Source organism: Ensifer sesbaniae (assembly GCF_013283665.1).
GTDB lineage: Bacteria > Pseudomonadota > Alphaproteobacteria > Rhizobiales > Rhizobiaceae > Ensifer > Ensifer sesbaniae.
In genome coordinates this window covers 847,593-867,783 of the sequence record NZ_JABEKU010000002.1, presented here as the reverse complement: position 1 = coordinate 867,783, position 20,191 = coordinate 847,593, and the positions used below count along the sequence as shown (strand labels likewise).

The window sequence follows — 20,191 nt, the reverse complement described above, 5'->3', positions numbered from 1 at the left end:
AACCGGAACTGCTGACCGACATCAATACCGGGCCGATGGCGGCGCTCTCGCTACCGGCAGGGGGAGGAGACGACCTGTGAGCTCAATTGCCGAAACCGATACCGCCGCGCCATCCGCCGCGACTCGCAGCCGCTATCTGCAACTGGCGCTGATCGTGATCGCCCCCTGGTTCTAATGGTCCGCCCCACGAAAAAGGGATGACACACATGAAAATCGCGTCGCTCAAGACCTATGCCGTCGCCGTTCCGCCGCCGCATGTGGGCGGAATGTACTGGATCTTCGTACGCCTCACGACCGCCTGCGGCATCGAGGGCATCGGCGAGATTTATGCGACCTCGTTCCATCCGAGCGTCATGACGCCGCTGATCGAGGACGTCTTCGAGCGGCATCTGCTCGGCCGTGATCCCCATCAGATCGAGCGATTCTGGCGCTCGGCCTATTCGAGCGGCTTCACCCAGCGCCCTGATCCGACGATGATGGGCATCGTCTCCGGACTTGAGATCGCCTGCTGGGACATCATCGGCAAGGCAGCCGGCCGGCCTGTGTCAGATCTGCTCGGCGGAACGGTGCACGAGAAGCTCCGCGCCTATACCTATCTCTACCCGAAGAACGCCGCCGGCGAGTTCGATTTCAACGACCCGGATCTTGCGGCCGAATGCGCCGTCGAGATGGTCGAAATGGGATTCACCGCGGTCAAGTTCGATCCCGCGGGTCCCTACACCAACTATTCCGGCCATCAGCTTTCGCTCGGCGTCATGGATCGCTGCGAGGAGTTCTGCCGCAAGATACGCGACGCGGTCGGCAGCAGCGCGGATATCCTCTTCGGGACCCACGGCCAGATGGTGCCGTCCTCGGCCATCCGGCTGGCGCGGCGCCTGGAAAAATATGACCCGCTCTGGTTCGAGGAGCCCGTTCCTCCGGGACAGGAAGCGGCCATGGCCGAAGTGGCGCGCGCAACCTCGATTCCCGTTTCGACCGGCGAACGCCTGACGACGAAATACGAATTTCAACGCGTGCTTGAGCTCAAGGCGGCGTCGATCCTGCAGATGAACGTCGCACGCGTCGGCGGCCTGCTGGAGGCGAAGAAGATCGCCGGCATGGCCGAGGCCCATTACGCCCAGATCGCCCCGCATCTCTACAACGGTCCGGTGGGCGCCGCGGCGAGCATCCAGCTCTCGGCCGCGACGCCGAATTTCCTGATCCACGAGGCGATCCTCGATTTCTCCGGTTTCCATGCGGATGTGCTGAAGACCAAGCTCGCCTTCGACGATGGCTACCTGATCCCCTCGCGCGAGCCCGGGCTCGGCATCGAACTCGACCTGGAGGTTGTCGAAGAGCACACGCCCTATGCCGGCGAGCGTCTGCACCTGCAGATGGACAGCCGGCCGGCCGACGTGAAGGCCTTCGCACCGGCGCGCGGATAACTGCGACGATAGGATTTGGAGATGATCCACGATTATATCGTCGTCGGCGCCGGGTCGGCAGGCTGCATCCTGGCGAGCCGCCTCAGCGAGAATGGCCGGCACCGCGTCCTCTTGATCGAGGCGGGCGGCAACGACAATTCCTTCTGGTTCAAGATCCCCGTCGGCTATGCCCGCAACTATTACAATCCGCGGGTCAACTGGATGTATTCGAGCGAGCCGGAGGGCGAGTTGCAGGATCGCCGCATCTATGTGCCGCGCGGCAAAGTCCAGGGTGGCTCCGGATCGATCAACGCTATGATCTTCGTGCGCGGCGCGCGCGACGATTTCGACGATTGGAAAAACGCCGGCAATGCAGGCTGGGGTTATGACGACGTTCTGCCCTATTTTCGTCGGCTCGAAACCCATGCGCGCGGATCGTCAGAATGGCATGGCGGCGAAGGCCCGATCCATATCACGCCGATGCGCGGCATGACGCACCCGATCACCGACGCCTTTCTCCAAAGCTGCGGATCGCTGCAACTGCCGCTGAACGAGGACTTCAACGGCGCCTCGATCGAAGGGGCCGGCGTCTACGACGTCAACACCAACAACGGCCGCCGGTCGCATTCGAGCGCGGAATATCTTCGGCCGGCGCTGAAGCGGCCGAATCTTGCGATCGAGCGCTATGCCCAGGCCGAGCGGCTGGTCTTTGGGGACGATGGGTGTGTGACCGGCGTCGATGTTCTCCAGAACGGAGAGCGGCGGCGCTTCACGGCTGCGCGTGAGGTCATTCTCGCCGCCGGCGCGGTCGGCAGCCCGCAGTTGCTGCAGCTCTCCGGGATCGGCGATGGCGCGAAACTCTCCACGCTCGGCATGGAAACGCGGCGACACTTGCCGGCCGTCGGCCAGAACCTGCAGGACCACCTCTGCGCCAGCTTCTACTATCGCGCGACGATCCCGACGCTCAACGACGAATTCGGCAGTCTCTTCGGCCAGATGCGCCTCGGCCTCCAATATCTGCTGACCGGCAAGGGTCCGTTCTCGATGAGCGTCAACCAGGCCGGCGGCTTCTTCCGCGGCAGGCCAGATGAAGAACGACCGAACATTCAGCTCTATTTCAATCCTCTGTCGTATCGCATCCCTAAGGATCCAAAGGCGGGCCTGAAGCCCGAGCCCTATCCCGGCTACCTGATCTGCTTCAATTCCTGCCGGCCGACGAGCCGCGGCAGCATCTCGATCGCGTCCGGCGACCCCGCACAGAAGCCGCTCATTCGCCCGAACTACCTGACGACCGATCGCGACATCGATGAGGTATTGCAGGGAAGCCGGCTCGTCCGCCGGATCGCTTCTGCCTCGGCGCTCTCCTCGCTGACCGCGGAAGAGATTTCGCCGGTGCCGCGCGTGGAAAGCGATGAGGCTCTGATGGACTATTTCCGCGAAAACTCCGGGTCGATCTACCATCTCTGCGGCACCTGCACGATGGGGCCGGATCAGGCGACCTCCGTCGTCGACGGCAGCCTGCGGGTCCATGGCGTTCCGGGTTTGCGCGTCGTCGACGCCTCGATCTTCCCGAACATCACCGCCGGCAACATCAATGCGCCGACGATGATGGTTGCGGAAAAGGGCGCCGATCTCATCCTGGCGGATGCCGCCTGACGCGGGGTCCGAATGGTCCACCGTTCGCTGGCTGGGGCTTCGCCGGCCGCGAATGCAAGCGCTGCGATTGGCCAGGTGTGAATTGCCATCGCCGATCGAGCGTGGCTATACTCCGTTGACTTCATAGCTGCCCACAATCAGTGCTTGCCTGGCCAAGAGATTGTTGCCGCCGCATTTGCTGCGGTGAGGGGCGTCCGCGCTGCGGCCGTCGGCAAAGCACTGCGAGCAACGCCTGCGAGGGAGAGACGCATGCTGAGTTTCCGCTTGAAGAGCCTGCCCGTTACCTTGTTTCTCGCGCTGAGCTTGGCGCCAATAGAGGGCCGAGCGGCCTCGCCGGAGCCGGTGAAGGCCGAGCACGGCATGGTCGTCACCGCCCAGCACCTGGCATCGGATGTCGGCGTTGCGGTGTTGAAGAGCGGTGGCAATGCGGTGGATGCCGCTGTTGCCGTCGGCTACGCGCTGGCTGTCACCTACCCGACTGCCGGCAATATCGGCGGAGGTGGTTTCATGACCATCCGCTTCAAGGACGGCAAGACGACCTTCCTCGATTTCCGCGAGCGGGCGCCACAGGCGGCGACCAAGACCATGTATCTCGACGACAAGGGAGATGTCGTCAAAGGGCTGAGCACCGAGGGCTATCTTGCCGTCGGCGTGCCGGGGCCGGTCATGGGCTTCGAAGTGGCCCGCAGCCGCTACGGCACGAAGCCGCTGGCCGACCTGATCGCGCCGGCGATCGCGCTTGCCAAGGACGGCTTTGTGCTGGAGCAAGGCGATATCGACTCCTTCGACGGCGAGACCGATAGGCTCGCCAAGGATCCGGCGGCCGCCGCGATCTTCCTCAAGGACGGCAAGCCCTTCGTGGTCGGCGAGAAGCTGGTTCAGACAGATCTTGCGGCGTCTCTGTCCAGCATCGCCGAAAAGGGAACCGACGCCTTCTACAAGGGCGCGATTGCCGATGCGATCGTCAAGGCCAGTGCCGAGAAGGGTGGTATTCTGGCGAAAGCAGACTTCGAGCGCTATGCGGTGCGCGAGCTGGAGCCGGTCAAGTGCAACTATCGCGGCTACGACATCATTTCCTCGCCGCCCCCGTCCTCCGGCGGCGTCATCATCTGCGAAATCCTCAATATTCTCGAAGGCTATCCGCTTTCCTATATGGGTTACGGCGCCGCAGACACGGTTCACGCGATGATCGAGGCGATGCGCCACGCCTATGTCGACCGCAACACGTCGCTCGGCGACCCTGATTTCGTCGAAAACCCGGTCGCCAAGCTCACCGACAAGGCCTATGCGAAGGAGATCCGCGCCAAGATCGATCCGTTCCGTGCCGGCGTCTCCGCGGCGCTGATCCCCAAGGGCTTCGGCGAAAGCAAGGAGACGACCCACTATTCGATCATCGACGACGAGGGCAATGCCGTCGCCGTCACCTATACGTTGAACGGCTCCTTCGGCGCCGGCGTGGTGGCGCCTGGAACCGGTATCCTCCTCAACAACGAGATGGATGACTTCACCGCCAAGCCCGGCGTGCCCAATCTCTACGGGCTCGTCCAGGGCGAGGCGAACGCGATCGCGCCCGGCAAGACGCCGTTATCGTCGATGAGCCCGACGATCATCTCCAAGGATGGCAAACCCTTCATGGTGATCGGCAGCCCCGGAGGCGCCCGCATCATCACCATCACGCTCGAGGCAATCCTCAATGTGATCGATCATCGCATGAACATTCAGGAAGCGGTCGACGCGCCGCGCATCCATCATCAATGGCTGCCGGACAAGGTCTTCATGGAGCCCTATGCCCTCTCGCCCGATACCCGCAAGCTTCTCTCGGCAATGGGCCACAAGGTCCAGATCGACGAAAACTGGACGATCTGGGGGCAGGCGACCGGCATTCTCGTCGGCGGCGAGAGTCTCTCCGACATCGAGTCCGGCGGCGGCGCCCGCTACAACGGCGCGGTAGACAGCCGCATCGGCGCAGGCGCTGCGCGCGGCTACTAGAGCGGGATGAGGAAAAGTGTGTGCGGTTTTCCGCCCGCATCCCGCTCCAACCTATTAGAATCGATCACGTTTATGATTTTGGGTCGACCCGACCCAAAATCATCGTGATCTAGAGTTTTGGCGAGACGATGGTGGCAAGACGGTGCCACCCGGGAAAGCGGCGGATCGCCGGTTCGCCGCGCGGTTCCGCAGGTGCGATCACCGGATGCTCGCGCGAAAAAGATTTGAAAGCGCTTTTGATTGAATTTATTATAGTTTCCAGAGCGTGCGCCGCACGCGGTCGTGCGCTTTGATCAAGCTTCATTCGTGGAGGTTGTCATGGCACTGATGGAAGGAAAGAAAGCGCAGGACTGGATCAATCTGGTTCTCGCCGTCTGCCTGTTCATCTCCCCCTGGATCATGGGCTTTGTTGTCGAGAGCGTTCCGGCTTGGAACGCCTGGGCCGCTGGCGTCGTACTCGGCGTTCTGGCGATCGCAACATTGGCCATGTTTGCGGAATGGGAGGAATGGGCAAGCCTCGTCGTCGGGCTCTGGCTGATCGCTTCCCCCTGGCTGCTCGGCTTCTCGACCAGCGCCAATCCCATGTGGACGCATGTCGTCCTCGGGGCACTGGTGACTGCGCTCGCGATCTGGTCGGTCTGGGACGAACGGCAGCACCCGCATGCGCATGCATGATGATGAGCAGCGAAGGTCGCGGCCCGGCGCCGCAGCTCCGGGCCGCGAACAGGTAGCATGTTTCGATGCAAACTTTTGTTTTTCCCGGATTGAGAGCAAATCCTGAAAACGCGTAGAACGATCTCCTTTCAGATTTGCGCGATTTCAAAGAATTGGCTGGCACCGTGGATGACGTCGAGTTGTGCCGCAACATTGCCGCCACCCAGTCTGGCGATCGATAACTCGTTCGCGGTTTCCCTCAGACGGGCCATCGCCAACCCAGTTCAGGATGCGATCAAGCAAGCCGGAACCGGCACGCGGGTGAAGCGCCGGGGTGTGATGGAGAGCTCAGATGACGGTCCCGGCGTTGCCGAGGCAGAGCACGAACAACATGTGGAAAGACACGGAGTTTGACCTAGTCGTACCAACAATTTCAGAGGGTTAGCGCAGCCTGCGTCACCGCAAAATGTCCCAAATGACAGGCTAATCTGACCGCGCTCTAAGTATCTGAAATTGTTATCGATTTTTGAGTGATTTTGGCGGCTCGCTTGATAGGTTTCCGGCCGTCGAGGACGACGATCGGCCATTAGCTCGCGCTACGCGCGCGACATAACTCGTGAGGACCTCGTCCTCGAAAAAAGGTACTCGGGACAAGCCGCTCAATCGTATCCTCGCGGGTATCGATGGACTTTTACGGCGTTCGGGTGCGCGATGTGGTCGCGGGTTTTGTGCCGGTTACGGATTAAGATCGGCTGAAGAATGGGACGAGCCACCAATCTGGATTACCACCAAGAGGGAGATTTTGCGGGAGTTTCATTGTACGTAGACCGCCATTGGTCGAAGTACGGACTGAGTTCTGCAGGCAGTGACTGCGCGAACCGCTCATCCAGGGGAAAATGAGGCATCGAGGCTGCGATCGCGGCGAGCACTGCGGAGCCTTGCTTGACATCCTTGGGTCGTTTCAGAAAGTTGCGCTTGTCCTGATCGGCCATCCAAAGCTTTTGAAGCGCAAAGTACCGAGGATCGGGAACGACGAGCCGAGCCGGCGTCCCATCTCGCCCTACAACGACGCGGTTCACATGCCGACCCAACAACAGCCATTCCTGCTCTGGTAGGGGAAGCGGACTGGGCCTGTCGTTTTGGAGCATATTGGAAACCGTAGATGGCGCAGCTAACAACTCGAACTCAAACGCCTTTGCGTTTCTGGCCTGGAAGGTTCTCTCTGTGTTGACTGTATAAGTGCTGTCGGCTGCCTTCAGCATGGACATGACGCCGCCGCCGGTATCGTCCTTTATAAGCGCCGACCACGTCATGTCGAAGTCATCGGTCTCATCGGGGGCGTCATTTATGCGCCCGCCGGCTTCGATGTTGTAAGCCGGCATAGCGTTTGTACCCACAACCAACAGCTTTTCCCCCAGCATTCGACGCTTGTCAGCCTCCCTGAGGATTTTAGCCGCCTCCGAAGGTATCTGTGGTAATAGGAGGGAGCGATAGAGGGCGCAGGTTTCGGCTAATCTCTTGCGGCTTTCTAGCAGTCGTCCTGCTAGGTCATCCTTAGTGCGGAGGAACCTTTCGTAGGCAGCTTCGGTCTCCTCAGACCTGGCTCCCAGACTTTTCGCGTTCCCGGTTCTGTCGAGCAATTCGTAAAGGTATTGTTTGCCCGAGCGTTCTGCCCATTTCATCCCATAAGGGAGCGTTAGCAGGGCGCGTTCCACACCCAGCCACACGTCATAGTGTTGTTCGATGTTGATGAGAACGCGCCGCTGTTCATCAGTGTATGGGGTTACGATTTCAACCATAAAGTTTTGTCCTGCAAATTCTGATTTTTTTGATTTTGCAGGACAAAAGGTATAAAAACAACGGCATATTCTCTCTGGTGCGTGCCTTGTGGTTGTGTTTGGAGTTGCTATTTGCTGATTGCAACCAGCGGGCGCACGTTCTCCCGTCATTCGCAGCCGAAGCGCGCCCAGATTACGCCAGAGGCCGCTCCCGAAGGCGGTCGATATAAACCCACCACGACCGAGAGAGAGAGAGAGAGAGAGAGAGAGAGAACAAACATAACGCTTCCCATCGCCCCTGCTTTGTCCTAGAAGGCACCCTGTAATCCGGTCGCAGCCTACCCGGTCAAAACAAGGACACCTATCATGAAGACCATCGTCATCTGCTCCGGCGGATTGGACTCGGTATCGCTTGCCCACAAGGTCGCAGCCGAGCGGGAGCTTGTTGGCTTGCTCTCGTTCGACTACGGACAACGACACCGCAAGGAACTGGACTTTGCCGCGGCTTGCGCCCGGCGCCTCGGCGTTCCGCATCAGATCATCGACATCCGCACGATAGGTACGCATCTCACCGGATCGGCACTGACGGATGACGTCGACGTGCCCGACGGCCACTATGCCGAGGAAACGATGAAGGCGACGGTTGTTCCGAACCGCAACGCCATCATGCTCGCCATTGCCTTCGGACTGGCGGCGGCACAGAAGGCGGATGCGGTGGCCGTCGCCGTGCATGGCGGCGACCATTTCATCTACCCCGACTGCCGACCCGGCTTCATCGACGCGTTCCAGGCGATGCAGAACCACGCGCTCGATGGTTACGCCAAGGTCGCGCTCTATGCGCCCTACGTGACGATCTCAAAGGCGGATATCGTCGCCGACGGCGCAAGCCATGCGACACCCTTTGAAGAGACCTGGTCCTGCTACAAGGGCGGCGCCCGCCACTGCGGTCGCTGTGGCACCTGTGTCGAGCGGCGCGAGGCCTTCCATCTCGCCGGCGTTGCGGATCCGACCGACTATGAGGATCCGGATTTCTGGGTGGCTGCGACCTCGGCATATGCGGCAGAGGAGGTGAAGTGATGTTTCGGATCACCAAGGAGTTCCATTTCTCCGCGTCGCATCAGCTGAAGAGCCTGCCGGCTGACCACCAATGCGCCCGGCTGCATGGCCACAACTACGTCGTCGAAGTCGAACTCGCTGCCGAGGAATTGAATGTCCACGGTTTTGTCCGCGACTATCACGAGCTGGCACCCCTGAAGCGTTATATCGATGAGAGCTTCGACCATCGTCACCTCAACGATGTTCTCGGCCACGACCAGGTGACGGCCGAATTTCTGGCGAAGCATTTCTACGACTGGTGCAAGGCGAGGCTGCCCGAAACGTCGGCGGTGCGCGTCAGCGAGACGCCGAAGACCTGGGCGGAATACCGGCCATGACCGGACCCGGCGAAACGCGCATCCGCGTCAGCGAGATCTTCGGCCCGACGATCCAGGGCGAGGGCATACTGATCGGCCTGCCGACCGTGTTCGTGCGCACGGGCGGCTGCGATTATCGCTGTAGCTGGTGCGATACGCTGCATGCCGTCGACAGCGAATACCGCGACCAATGGCTGCCGATGACGGTGGAGCAGATCTGGAGCGAAGTGATCCGGCTATCGGGCGGCAAGCCGCTCACGGTCTCGCTGTCCGGCGGCAATCCGGCGATCCAGCCGCTCGGCCCCCTGATCGCGCGTGGGCGAAAGGATGGTTACCGGTTTGCCCTGGAGACGCAGGGCAGTATCGCGAAGGACTGGTTCGCCGATCTCGACGTCCTGGTGTTGAGCCCGAAGCCGCCGTCGAGCGGCATGGAAACGAACTGGCACGACTTCGACGACTGTCTTTTGATGGCGGCGGGAAAGCCTGAGGTGGCGCTGAAAATCGTCGTGTTCGACGAGCGCGACTATGCCTATGCGCGTGACGTCGCGGCTCGTTATCCGCATCTGCCGCTCTACCTGCAGCCCGGCAACCACACGCCGCCACCGCCTGATGACGACAACGCCACCGTCGATATCGACGGTATCATCGACCGCATGCTCTGGCTCGTCGGCAAGGTAACGGAGGATCGCTGGTTCGAGGCCCGCGTTCTGCCGCAGTTGCATGTCCTGCTCTGGGGCAACAGGCGCGGGGTGTGACGCCCCGGCCGTTGCCAGATCACCGGAGCGCGATTGGACAAAGGCCTTGGTCTATGCTCCAACGGTGGGGATGCGCGGGGGGCGGTCATGCAACTGAGCACGAAACGTGTCTACGAGCCGAAAGCCGACAGCGACGGAATGCGCATCCTCGTCGATCGCCTGTGGCCGCGGGGGTTGACCAAGGCGGAAGCCGCGGTCGATCTCTGGCTGAAGGAGATCGCGCCGACGACGGAACTGCGCCGTTGGTTTCATGGAGATCAGGGCACCTGGGCCGAGTTCAGCAAACGTTACCTTGCCGAGCTCGACGGGAACCGGGCCGTGGTCGAGCAGTTGCGCAACCTCATCGAAGAAGGCCCGGTAACCTTGCTCTACAGCGTGAAGGACGAGACGCACAATCACGCCGAGGTCCTCAAGGCCCATATGCTGGGGCGAGCATAGCGATAACGGACGCCCCGATCTGCGAGCCACCTGCTGCATGAAAAACCGCGAAGTTTCTTGGCCGTCAATGTCGGGACGGGCGGTTGCCGCACGTCTTAATCTCGACGGCGGTTTTGGACCGCGCTGGCAACAGGGAGATTGAGAATGTTTCGTACCGCTTTGATCGCAGGCGCCCTGCTAATTTTCGGCACCGCGACTGCCGAGGCCGAGCCGATCGGCAATCGCGTCGATGTCAACGGCATGAAGATGTATTACGAGGTCTCGGGCGAGGGTGAACCGCTGGTCGTGCTGCACGGCGCCTACATGAACATTCCGTCGATGGGCGAGATCATCCCGAGGCTTGCCGAGACCCACAAGGTCTACGTGGTCGAGCTGCAGGGCCATGGCCGCACGACCGATATCGACCGGCCGATCACCTATCCGAACCTGGCTGACGATGTCGCCGCCTTCATGGATGCCGTCGATCTCAAGAAGGCCGACGTCTTCGGCTATTCGATGGGCGCGGCCGCCGGTCTGCAGCTCGCGATCCGGCATCCGGAGAAGGTCAACAAGCTCGTGGCCGCATCCGTCGCCTATGATGCCGAGGGCTGGCAGCCGGAGTTCAAGGCGGTCATCCCGCAAATGACCGTTGAGATGATCGTCGGCCTGCCCTTTGCCGAAGACTATCGCAAGCTCGCCGCCAACCCGGACGGCTTTCCGGAACTGGCGAGAAAGCTCATCCAGCTCGAAAAGGAGCCGATGGCCTGGGAGGCTGACGTCAAGGCTCTGAAGGTACCGGTTCTGATCATTGCCGGCGATGCCGACGTGGCGACGCTCGAACACAATGTTGCGCTGTTCCGCCTGCTCGGCGGCGGAGCGATGGGCGACATGGGCAAGCCGCTCGCCGCCTCTCGCCTTGCGATCCTGCCGGCGACGTCGCACACCGCGGTCATCAACCAGACGGATCTCCTATACGCGTTCACCGAGCCCTTCCTGAAGGGCGAGACGCCAAAGGGCATGTTCCCGTAAGTGCGAGACTGCCGCGAGAGTGGTGCCTTGGTGGGGTGACTTCCCCCCATTGTGGAGCGACCAGCCTACAGCTTGTCGCTTCGCAACCGCCATGCGCCGTTGCGGAAGGTCGCGGCCGATTGTCGATAGTGAAGGACGGAACCGTCGCGGTGTTTCATGAACGCGCGAGTTTCCGCTGGGGACGGGATGGCTTCATCGAGGGCCTGCGGCTACTCCTCTGCCGACATACCAAGGTCGCGCGCGACCCAACGGTAGCTGCGGCCTTCAGCACTCAACGCATCGGCTATCGGCCCATCCTGCGCATCCGCGATCTGCCCTCAAAACGACTCTACGTGTTCTATCCTGCAGCAATGCCGAAGGACTTGCGCGGCCTGATCGGCGGCAAAATCCGCGAAGAGCTGATCGTTTCCAACTGGCCCGATCTCTTCCGGTGCGCCGCCACGATGGTCGCCGGCAAGCCCTAAGATACTCTAGCGCAGGCGTCTGCCATCCGCGTCGAATACCAAAGCGACGGTGGAGTCGAAACGAGCGGCGATGCTGTCGCCGGACTTCAGGCTGCGGCCGTTCTTCGTTTCGATGACGATCAGCTCACCGTTGCCGTGGCGAGCATAGGCAAAGGTCTCGCCGCCGAGATGCTCCAGCATGTCGATCGTCAGAGCGAGATGGGCCGAACCATTGTCGCCGAAATGCTCGGGCCGGATGCCGATCGTCACGGCGCTGCCGGGTGCCGCATCCCTTGCCGTAACCGGAAGCGTCGCGTTGCCGAAATCCGGCAGGCGGACGTGTTTGTCTCCGCCCGCGCCCATTTCGACGATCCCCTTCAGGAAATTCATCTTCGGCGAACCGATGAAGCCGGCGACGAAGAGATTGGCGGGATCGTCATAGAGATCGAGGGGCGAACCGACCTGCTCGACCACGCCGCCGCGCATGACGACGATCTTGTCGGCGAGCGTCATCGCCTCGACCTGATCGTGGGTGACGTAGATGATCGTGGTTGCCAGCTTCTTGTGCAGCCGCGCGATCTCGATGCGCATGTGCACGCGCAGTTCCGCATCGAGATTGGACAGCGGCTCGTCGAAAAGGAAGATCTTCGGATGCCGCACGATCGCCCGGCCGATCGCCACGCGCTGACGCTGGCCGCCGGAAAGCTGCTTCGGCTTGCGGTCGAGCAGCGGTCCGAGTTCGAGAATGTTCGCCGCCTCGCCGACGCGGCTGTCGATCTCGGCCTTCGGCACCCCGGCAAAGCGCAACGCAAAGCCCATGTTTTCCCTCACCGTCATATGCGGATAGAGCGCATAGGACTGGAACACCATGGCGATGCCGCGCTTCGACGGGTCGACATCGTTCATGCGTTCGCCATCGATCAAGAGATCACCGGAGGTGATCTCTTCGAGGCCGGCGATCATCCGGAGCAAAGTCGACTTGCCGCAGCCGGATGGTCCGACGAAAACGACGAACTCGCCTGTCCTGATGTCGAGGTCTACGCCCTTGATGACCTCGAAGTTGCCATAGGATTTTCTGACGTCGCTGAGTTGGAGTTCGCTCATGCAGCCGCTGCCTCGCTGGCGATTGCCGAAAGTTCGAGTCTTACGGACCCAAGTCGTGTCGAGGCCACCGCGACCGCGATGCCGCCGGCAGCTCCCGTCGTCTCCAGCCAGAAACCGGTCGAGCCGCCCTGGAAGACGAGGCGTTCGGGCCCGAGCAGCCGGGCCGGCCCAGTGACGGTGACGTCGACCGCATCGTTGAGGAACGGCAGGACGTTGCCGGCCTGATCGAGCGCACGCACGATCACGCGGACGCCGTCACGCCCTTCGGCTCTCAGCGTCGTGCTGTCGGCGACGACCTCCAGCGTCGTCGGCACGGGATCGGCGACCATCCGGAGGTTGGCAACGGCCTTGCCGTCGATGAAGCCGGTGAAAGCGGCATCTTCCCACTTCATGCCCCAGACGCCGAGTTCGTCCTTGGTGAAGTGGCGATGGTCGATGACGACGGGCGGATGCGGCAGATGCGGGAAGTTTTCCCGGTCCGGACCGACGCGCTTCACCAGCGAGCCGTATCTCAGCTCGACCTCGTCGCAATTGGTGAGCACGATCAGCGGCAGCACGCCGCCGATGTTGCGCTCGCCGCGCGCCCAGAAGGTGACCGGCTTCATCACCACTTCCTCCGACGGTTCGCACTGGCTGGCATAGACATAGGCCGCGAATTTCGGCTGACGGAACATGTCCATGACACCGTGATAGCAGATCCGGTCGCCGGAGCCGAAGTCCTTGTGGGTGTTGTAGTCGAACATGCACCAGCCGATGGCGCCGGAAATGCTTGCGTCGCCGTGCGCGGCATTCAGTACCTCCAGGTGCCGGCGTACGTGCTCGGCCTGCCGCTGCTCCTGGTCGTAGATCTTCGTCGGGTACATGTGGCCGCCGAATTCGGTGATGAGATAGGGCACCTTGCGATTGAGCCCGGTGCATTCCTGCTGCGGCCGCAGCGCCGTGCGCGGGCGGTTTGCGCCGGGCAGCTCCTCGTTGCCGAGGATGAAGTCGTTCATGGTGTAGACGTCTTCGAGGTATTCGCTGTCGGTGATGTAGCGCACGCCGCCGGTCTGGCGCGTCGGGTCGAGTTCACGGGCGAGCCGGTTGGTTTCGACGTAGAAGTCGTGCGAGTCCTGCGACTCGTTGATGCGCACGCCCCAGATGATGATCGAAGGATGGTTCCAGTCGCGCTCGATCATGCGGCGGACGTTCTGGATCGCCTCCTGTTTCCACGCCTCGCCGCCGATATGCTGCCAGCCGGGGATTTCCTCGAACACCAGCAGGCCGATGCGGTCGCAATGGTCGAGGAACCATTTGGACTGCGGGTAGTGCGAGGTCCGCACCAGATTGCAATGCAGCGTGTTCTTCAGCATCTCCGCATCGCGCTCCTGTGCCGTGCGGCCCATGGCATAGCCGACATAGGGGAAGGCCTGGTGGCGGTTGAGGCCGCGGATCTTGAGCGGCCGGCCGTTGAGCTTGAACCCATCCGTGGTGAACTCCGCCGTGCGGAAGCCGAAGCGCGAGGAGAGGCGGTCGCTGCCGCGATCGCTGCGCAGTTGGACTTCGATTTCATAGAGGACCGGATCGTCGATATCCCAGAGCGAAAGCCTGGCGAGACCGGTCATTTCCAATGTGACGCTCTCGCCGCGGGTTTCGCCGATGGCTTCCGCCAGCACTCGGCCGTTGGCGTCCTTGAGCAGCGCCGTGATTGTACCGGCGAAGGTCAAGCCTTGCGGATTGGCGAGATCGCAGCGGACCGTGACAGACTTGGTGTCGCTGAGTGCGTCGCGGGTCTCGATCTTGATATTGGCGACCGAAACGGCATCGGTGACTTTCAGCCACACGTCGCGATAGATGCCGGCATAGGTGAGGTAGTCGATGCGGCCGCCGAAGGGCGGGATCTCCGGGTTCTCGCTGCCGTCGATCTTGACCGTGATCAGGTTGTCTCCCTCCTTGAGCCTGTCCGTCAGCCGCGCCTCGAAGGGCGTGTAGCCGTCCTTGTGGGCGACGATTTCTTCGCCGTTGAGGTAGACGACGGCGTCGGCCATGGCAGCGTCGAAGACGAGCGAGACTTCGCGGCCGTGGAACTCCCGACGCCAGGCAAGCACCTTCTGATAGGTGAAGCTGCGTTGATAGGAGGTCTCATCGAAATAGTTGAACGGCAGTTCCACCGCATTGTGCGGCAGGCTGACGGGCTTGCCGGCCCGCAGCCGGCTGGTTTCAGTGGCGGAGAAACCTTCGGAAAAGACCCAGGTGTCGTTGAAGGATGTAACAGAACGCATGATCATTCCTATTTGACTGAGCCCAGCATTCCCTGGACGAATTGGCGTTGCATGAAGAAGAAGACCGCAAGGGTGGGAAGCGTTGCGAGAATGGTGCCGACCATGACGACGCCGTAGTCGGGATAGTAGGCGGAGGCGAGCGAGGAGATGACCAGCGTGATCGTCTTCGTCTCGTTTGACTGCAGCACGATCAGCGGCCAGAGATAGTTGTTCCACGCCGTCATGAAGACGATGATGAAGGCCGCCGCATAGGTCGAGCGCATCACCGGCACGTAGATGTAGAGGAAGATCTGCCATTCCTTCAGCCCGTCGACCTTGGCCGCGTCGCGAAGCTCCGACGGGAACGCCTTGGTGCACTGGCGGAAATAGAAGACCACGAAGGCCGAGCCGATCGACGGCAGCACCACGGCGAGGTGCGTGTTGATGAGGCCCACCTTGCCCATCATGATGAAGAGCGGGATCATCAGCGCCGCAAACGGGATCATCATCGTCAGCAGAAGAGCGCTGTAGATCCGGTCGCGACGGCGCGAGCGGAACATCTCGAAACCGTAGCCGGCAAGCGACGAGACGGCGAGCGTCAGCGCTGTCGCAAGAATGGCGATCTTGGCCGAATTCCAGAAGACCAGCGGCGCGTTCACCTGGGTGAAGAAGGTGCTGATATTGGTGGCAAGCGCGCTGCCCGGCAACATCTTGCCCTTGATGATGTCGATCGACGAATTGGTAGCACCGAGCAGCATCCAGACGAAGGGGAAGATCGAGAGAAAGGCCATCAGCCCGACGAAGCCGTAGGTGACGATGGCGCCGGCGATACGTGCGGATCCATTGTTCATCGGTCACGCTCCCGTGCTGCGAAGAACTGAAGAGAGGCAAGCAGGGCGACGAGCACGACGATCACATAGGAGACCGTTGCCGCGTATCCGAAATTCGGCATGAAGCGGAAGGTCAGGTTGTAGATGTAGAGCGACAGCGTCAGCGTCGCGTTCGACGGTCCGCCCTTGCCCTCGGTGAGGTTGTAGACCTCGTCGAAGAGCTGGATCGTGCCGATCGTCGAAATGACTGTCGTGAACAGGATGACGGGCTTCAACAGCGGGATGGTGATGTGGGTGAAGCGCGCCCAGGCAGGCACCCCATCGATGCGGGCCACCTCATAGATCGACTTGTCGATGTTCTGCATCGCCGCGAGGTAGAAGATCATGTTGTAGCCGGTCCAGCGCCAGGTGATGGCGATGATTACGAGCACCTTGGCCCAGAAGGGATGCGTCAGCCACGGGATCGGCGAAGCGATGATGCCGACCGCCTCGAGGGTCGAGTTGACGATGCCGTCGAGCGCGAACATTCCCTTGAAGAGAACGGAGTAGGCGACCAGCGAAGTGACGCAGGGCAGGAAGATGGCGGTGCGGAAGAAGCCGCGGCCGACGAGCCTCGGATTGTTGAGCAGCGACGCCAGGATCAGCGCCAGGAGGATCATGATCGGCACCTGCACGACGAAATAGGTCATCGTGTTGGTGAGTGCCTTGATGAAGACCGGATCGTTCCAGAGACGGACGATGTTGGCGAAACCGGCGAACTTCAGCATCATCCCGCGGCCGGACTGGAACGACATCCACAGCGACCAGAGGATCGGATAGATCATGAAAAGGGCGATCAGCCCGAGCGCCGGCGCGACGAATAGCCAGCCATTGATGTTGTAGTATCGGCCGATGCCGCCGCGATGTGCGAGAGCCATCATCATCCTCATGGATAGCAGGAGCCGTTGGCCGTGGCATACGCCGCCACGGCCGGGAATAAGGCAGACAATCGCCGCGGCGATTACTGGACCTGTGCGCTGACCTCGGCGTCGATCGCCTTCAGGACCTCGTCGACAGGCGTTCCCTGCGACAGCGCCGGCAGTTGCGCGGTGACGGCGGTGTCCGCCTCGTTGGTGAAGATGCCGTAGTTGACCGAGGGGACCTTCGCGAGCCAGTCGGAGAAGTTCTGCCAGACCTTTTCGCCGCCGAAGAAGGCGTCGGCCTCGCCGTAGGCGGCCCCGCCGCGTGCGGCAAGCAGAGAGCCGACGGCACCGCGGTCCTGGAGGATTGTCTGGTAGAAATCGACGTCCTTGGCGTAGACCGCGTTGAGGAATTCGATCGCCTCGGCTTTCTCGGCCGAGCTTTCAAGCACGTACCAGCTCGATCCGCCAAGGTTCGAGGCATGCGTCGCGCCATCGATCGAAAGGGCCGGGATCGGTGCCACGCCCCATTTGCCCGATTGATCCGGCTGCGCCTTGACCGTGCCGGTGATCCAGACGCCGGTAATGACGGTTGCGACGTCACCCGACGTGAAGGTGCCGACCCAGTCGGACCAGCCGGCGGCCGGCTTGTAGATGTTGGCGGACATGATCTTGCCAACCGTCTCCAGCGCCGCCTTGAGCGCGGCGTTGCCGGTGATGTTCGTGTTGCCTTCCTTGTCGAAGTACCATTGCCCGGCCGACTGCATGATGATGCGCACGAGCCCGGCGTCGGTCGGGTCGAGACCCATCATCTTCTTGCCGGTCTTGGCTTCGACCTGCTGGCCGATCTCGATGAAGCGATCCCAGGTGAGATCCTGCATGTCTTCGGGCTTGAAACCGGCCTGCTCCAGATAGTCCTTGCGATAATAGAGGCCGGTCACGCCGGAATCGAACGGCATGCCGTAGACTTGGCCATTCAGCGTCATCAGCTCGACCTTGTAGGGAGCGAAGCCGGAATAGTCGACGGTGCCGGAGAGTGGCGCGAAGGCGCCGGGGAAGGATTGTAGATATTTCTGCGCGCCGTAGTCTTCGATCAGCACGATATCGGGAAGCGCATCCGCCGTACCGGACGAGAGACCGGTCTGCAGCTTTTGTTCGACATCGGCCTTGGCGAAATCGACGATGTTGAAGGTGACGTCAGGGTGCGACTTGGTATAGCGCGCGCCGGCCTCCTTCATGATCGCGACGTTGAAGTTCGGATCCCAGCACCAGACCGTGATTTCCTTGGCTTGCGCTGAAGTCACCGCCAACAGGCTGGCCCCCGCGAGCGCGATGGCGGCAAAACGCGGCAGATAGGTACGCATGTCCATAATTTCCTCCCTCGATTTTCGTTCCCCGAGACGTTCCTCCGTGTCTCGGCGCGGAGTATTTCGTAAAACTCTGAAGAAGGCAATATTTCAGTAAATTTTTACCAAGCCATTTTTACCGGCCTGCAGTCGCGCTTCCGGCGGCGGTGCTGCCGCGCCAAACGATCTCCGTTCCGAGCAGCACCTTCTTGGCGACGTCGCGTCCCGAGAGCCGCTCGACCAGCAGGTCGACGGCCGTTTCGCCGATAATTTCCGCCGGTATCTTGACCGTCGAAAGCGGTGGGCCGAGAAACTGCGCGACCGGAATGTCGTTGAAGCTTGCCACGGCGACATCCTCCGGAATTTTCAGGCCCATCTCGTGAATTGCGCGATAGGCGCCGATCGCCATGTTGTCGTTGCAGGTGATCAGGATCTCAGGCCGATTGGGTTTCGACAGCATGGCCTTTGCCAACGTGTAGCCGCTGTCCGGCGTCAGCTTCTCGACCATGCAGAGGTCCGGATCGTAAAGGCCTGCATTCGTCGTCCAGTTGATGAAGGCGCGGCAGCGGCGTTCGGAATGGATGTCGTCCTTGCCACGAAAGGCGTCGATCCAGCCGAGGAAGCCGATGCGGCGGTAACCCATGCCGTGAACGCCTTGCAACAAGCGGTTCATTGCCACGGAGACATCGCTCATCACGCTGTCGTCGATGTCGTCGTCAGGCGCGAAGTCGGCAAAGACCAGGTGGCGGCTATGGCGCCGCAGCCAGTGAACCTCTTCGCCGTAGTGGTGACCGACGGCAACGACGCCGCTGGCGCCCTGGAGGATCGCCGCCTCCGGCAGGTTGCCGTTGTGGAAGACTTTGACCACCTCGATTTTCAGCGCCTGGCAGCGGTTCTCGATCCCGAGCCGAACGCCGACATAATAGGGGTCGATCAGTTCCTGCGCGGGCTGAAGGAAATGCACCAGTGCGAACTTCAGGCCCTGCATCGAGCCGGCGCCGCGGCCGCGATTGCGTGGCGTCGCGTAGTTCAGCGCCTCGGCCGTTTCGATGATCGCCTGACGCTTTTTCGTGGAGATCGAAAGCGTCGGATCGTAGTTCAGCACCCGCGAAACCGTTGCCGACGAAACCCCGACAGCCGACGCGATTTCCTTTATTGTGACCATGTCCAGCTTCCTGCCCGCCGCCAGCGGCCCGGTTTCGGGCGCGGCGCAATCATTATTTAGTAAAATTTTGCTTTGGGATTTTCAATCTCCGGTTCGCGCCGGGGCCGTATTTCGTTCCGGGATCGGACTGCATTTGCGATTGCTAAGATTGAGCTGTTGCCAGGGCTTCTGCCTGAAGTTCATCGGAGAGAAATTCCCAGAGCGCCGCGACGGGCTGTGACGACAGGCCCTGGTCGTCGGCGGCGAAGAGGCCGAGCTCGATCACCGGAGCCGGCGGCAAGCCTTCATTGGCGCCAAGGATCTTCATCGTGTTCGGGCGGATGTTGAGATCCAGCAGAACCGCAATGCCGAGACCGGCTTCGATCATCGACTGGATCGAGGCGAGGCTGGCGCTCGTCAGCACCGTGCGCCACGGTCTTTTGCCACCGTTCAGCGCTTCGATCATCTTTTGGCGCCAGGTGCAGACCCCGTCGAAGGTGACGAGCGGCAGGGGACCCTCGTCCGGCATCGCGAAACCACGCGCGGCGACCCAGCGGAGCGGTAGCCGCCAGGCGAGGATCGGCCGGCCATGGATCAGAGCGGGGTCGCCGATTGCGACATCGAGCTGTCCCTGCGACAGCTTCTCCGACAGCACGGTGCTTTCGGCGACCGTCAGCTCGAGTGCCACGTTTGGATGGCATTCGGAGAAGCGCTGCAGTGCCCTTGGCAGCGAGCCGACGGCGATGTCCTCGATCATGCCGAAGCGGATCGGGCCGTGGACCGATCGGCCGGCCAACGCCCTCCGTGCGCCCGTACTCAAGCCCAGCATTTTCCGGGCGTAGGGAAGCAGCACATACCCGGCTTCGGTGAGGTCCATGCCCCTTGTGCTGCGGTTCAACAACCTGGCGCCAAGATCGTCTTCCAACCGGCGCAATTGCATGCTGACGGCGGCCTGGGTCCGCGCCAGCCGCTGGGCGGCACCGCTGACACTGCCGCATTCGGCGGTGACGACGAAGGCCCGCAACAGGCCGATGTCCAGATCATGCATATAACGATCCCTTATAGAGGCATCACAACTATTAGAGTTCATTA

17 protein-coding genes and 1 pseudogene are annotated in these 20,191 nt (G+C 61.5%); 10 read left to right on the top strand and 8 right to left on the bottom strand.

The features are described from left to right. The first annotated feature begins 206 nt into the window (after positions 1-206). The 4 genes from BHMPCIPO_RS21715 to BHMPCIPO_RS21700 all read left to right on the top strand — a co-directional run bounded on the left by BHMPCIPO_RS21715 (position 207) and on the right by BHMPCIPO_RS21700 (position 5,723). The gene (locus BHMPCIPO_RS21715; RefSeq protein WP_173520132.1) at positions 207-1,424 is read left to right on the top strand and encodes a mandelate racemase/muconate lactonizing enzyme family protein; all 1,218 of its coding nucleotides are present in this window, start codon (positions 207-209) and stop codon (positions 1,422-1,424) included. A 21-nt stretch (positions 1,425-1,445) separates the two neighbouring features. After that, positions 1,446-3,059 carry a GMC family oxidoreductase gene (locus BHMPCIPO_RS21710; protein WP_173518897.1) on the top strand — a complete coding sequence of 538 codons (1,614 nt, stop codon included), beginning with the start codon at positions 1,446-1,448 and terminating at the stop codon, positions 3,057-3,059. Positions 3,060-3,308: 249 nt separating this feature from the next. Next, positions 3,309-5,048, top strand: coding sequence for a gamma-glutamyltransferase (gene ggt, locus BHMPCIPO_RS21705; protein ID WP_173518896.1), 1,740 nt, complete (start codon positions 3,309-3,311; stop codon positions 5,046-5,048). A 318-nt stretch (positions 5,049-5,366) separates the two neighbouring features. Next, on the top strand, positions 5,367-5,723 hold the full coding sequence (locus BHMPCIPO_RS21700) for an SPW repeat protein (protein WP_057255411.1): 357 nt from the start codon (positions 5,367-5,369) through the stop codon (positions 5,721-5,723). Between the two features lie 761 nt (positions 5,724-6,484). On the opposite strand, the gene BHMPCIPO_RS21695 is transcribed toward BHMPCIPO_RS21700, so the two are convergent. Continuing rightward, positions 6,485-7,501, bottom strand: coding sequence for a GSU2403 family nucleotidyltransferase fold protein (locus BHMPCIPO_RS21695; protein WP_173518895.1), 1,017 nt, complete (start codon positions 7,499-7,501; stop codon positions 6,485-6,487). Between the two features lie 345 nt (positions 7,502-7,846). Here BHMPCIPO_RS21695 and queC point away from each other — a divergent pair, with 345 nt between their 5' ends. The 6 genes and pseudogenes from queC to BHMPCIPO_RS21665 form a co-directional block, all read left to right on the top strand. After that, a complete protein-coding gene (queC, locus tag BHMPCIPO_RS21690; RefSeq protein ID WP_173518894.1) occupies positions 7,847-8,557 on the top strand; it encodes a 7-cyano-7-deazaguanine synthase QueC in 711 nt (236 codons plus the stop codon). Further along, complete coding sequence (queD, locus tag BHMPCIPO_RS21685; RefSeq protein WP_173518893.1) at positions 8,557-8,913, top strand: 6-carboxytetrahydropterin synthase QueD; 357 nt, start codon at positions 8,557-8,559, stop codon at positions 8,911-8,913. The genes queC and queD overlap by 1 nt, the downstream gene beginning before the upstream one ends. After that, on the top strand, positions 8,910-9,647 hold the full coding sequence (gene queE / locus BHMPCIPO_RS21680) for a 7-carboxy-7-deazaguanine synthase QueE (protein WP_173518892.1): 738 nt from the start codon (positions 8,910-8,912) through the stop codon (positions 9,645-9,647). The genes queD and queE overlap by 4 nt, the downstream gene beginning before the upstream one ends. Positions 9,648-9,734: 87 nt before the next feature. Next, positions 9,735-10,085, top strand: coding sequence for a DUF488 domain-containing protein (locus BHMPCIPO_RS21675; RefSeq protein ID WP_173518891.1), 351 nt, complete (start codon positions 9,735-9,737; stop codon positions 10,083-10,085). Positions 10,086-10,229: 144 nt separating this feature from the next. Then, on the top strand, positions 10,230-11,093 hold the full coding sequence (locus BHMPCIPO_RS21670; RefSeq protein WP_173518890.1) for an alpha/beta fold hydrolase: 864 nt from the start codon (positions 10,230-10,232) through the stop codon (positions 11,091-11,093). A gap of 290 nt (positions 11,094-11,383) precedes the next feature. Further along, positions 11,384-11,548 (top strand): annotated as a pseudogene (locus BHMPCIPO_RS21665) (Tn3 family transposase); the annotation flags it as partial. A 15-nt stretch (positions 11,549-11,563) separates the two neighbouring features. On the opposite strand, the gene BHMPCIPO_RS21660 reads toward BHMPCIPO_RS21665, so the two are convergent. The 7 genes from BHMPCIPO_RS21660 to BHMPCIPO_RS21630 form a co-directional block, all read right to left on the bottom strand. Then, positions 11,564-12,640: an ABC transporter ATP-binding protein gene (locus BHMPCIPO_RS21660; protein ID WP_173518889.1), complete on the bottom strand. Its 1,077-nt coding sequence runs from the start codon at positions 12,638-12,640 to the stop codon at positions 11,564-11,566. Beyond that, entirely contained in the window at positions 12,637-14,901 is a 2,265-nt protein-coding gene (locus BHMPCIPO_RS21655; RefSeq protein ID WP_173518888.1) for a glycoside hydrolase family 2 protein, read from the bottom strand. Before BHMPCIPO_RS21655 ends, BHMPCIPO_RS21660 begins: the two co-directional genes overlap by 4 nt. Positions 14,902-14,909: 8 nt before the next feature. Then, entirely contained in the window at positions 14,910-15,731 is an 822-nt protein-coding gene (locus tag BHMPCIPO_RS21650) for a carbohydrate ABC transporter permease (RefSeq protein WP_173518887.1), read from the bottom strand. Next, positions 15,728-16,627 carry a carbohydrate ABC transporter permease gene (locus BHMPCIPO_RS21645; protein ID WP_173518886.1) on the bottom strand — a complete coding sequence of 300 codons (900 nt, stop codon included), beginning with the start codon at positions 16,625-16,627 and terminating at the stop codon, positions 15,728-15,730. The genes BHMPCIPO_RS21650 and BHMPCIPO_RS21645 overlap by 4 nt, the downstream gene beginning before the upstream one ends. An 83-nt stretch (positions 16,628-16,710) precedes the next feature. Continuing rightward, entirely contained in the window at positions 16,711-17,979 is a 1,269-nt protein-coding gene (locus tag BHMPCIPO_RS21640) for an ABC transporter substrate-binding protein (RefSeq protein WP_173518885.1), read from the bottom strand. 112 nt (positions 17,980-18,091) lie between these two features. After that, the gene (locus BHMPCIPO_RS21635; RefSeq protein WP_173518884.1) at positions 18,092-19,120 is read right to left on the bottom strand and encodes a LacI family DNA-binding transcriptional regulator; all 1,029 of its coding nucleotides are present in this window, start codon (positions 19,118-19,120) and stop codon (positions 18,092-18,094) included. A gap of 142 nt (positions 19,121-19,262) precedes the next feature. Continuing rightward, positions 19,263-20,147, bottom strand: a complete 885-nt coding sequence (locus tag BHMPCIPO_RS21630) for a LysR family transcriptional regulator (RefSeq protein WP_173518883.1) — start codon at positions 20,145-20,147, stop codon at positions 19,263-19,265. Between the last annotated feature and the right edge of the window lie 44 nt (positions 20,148-20,191).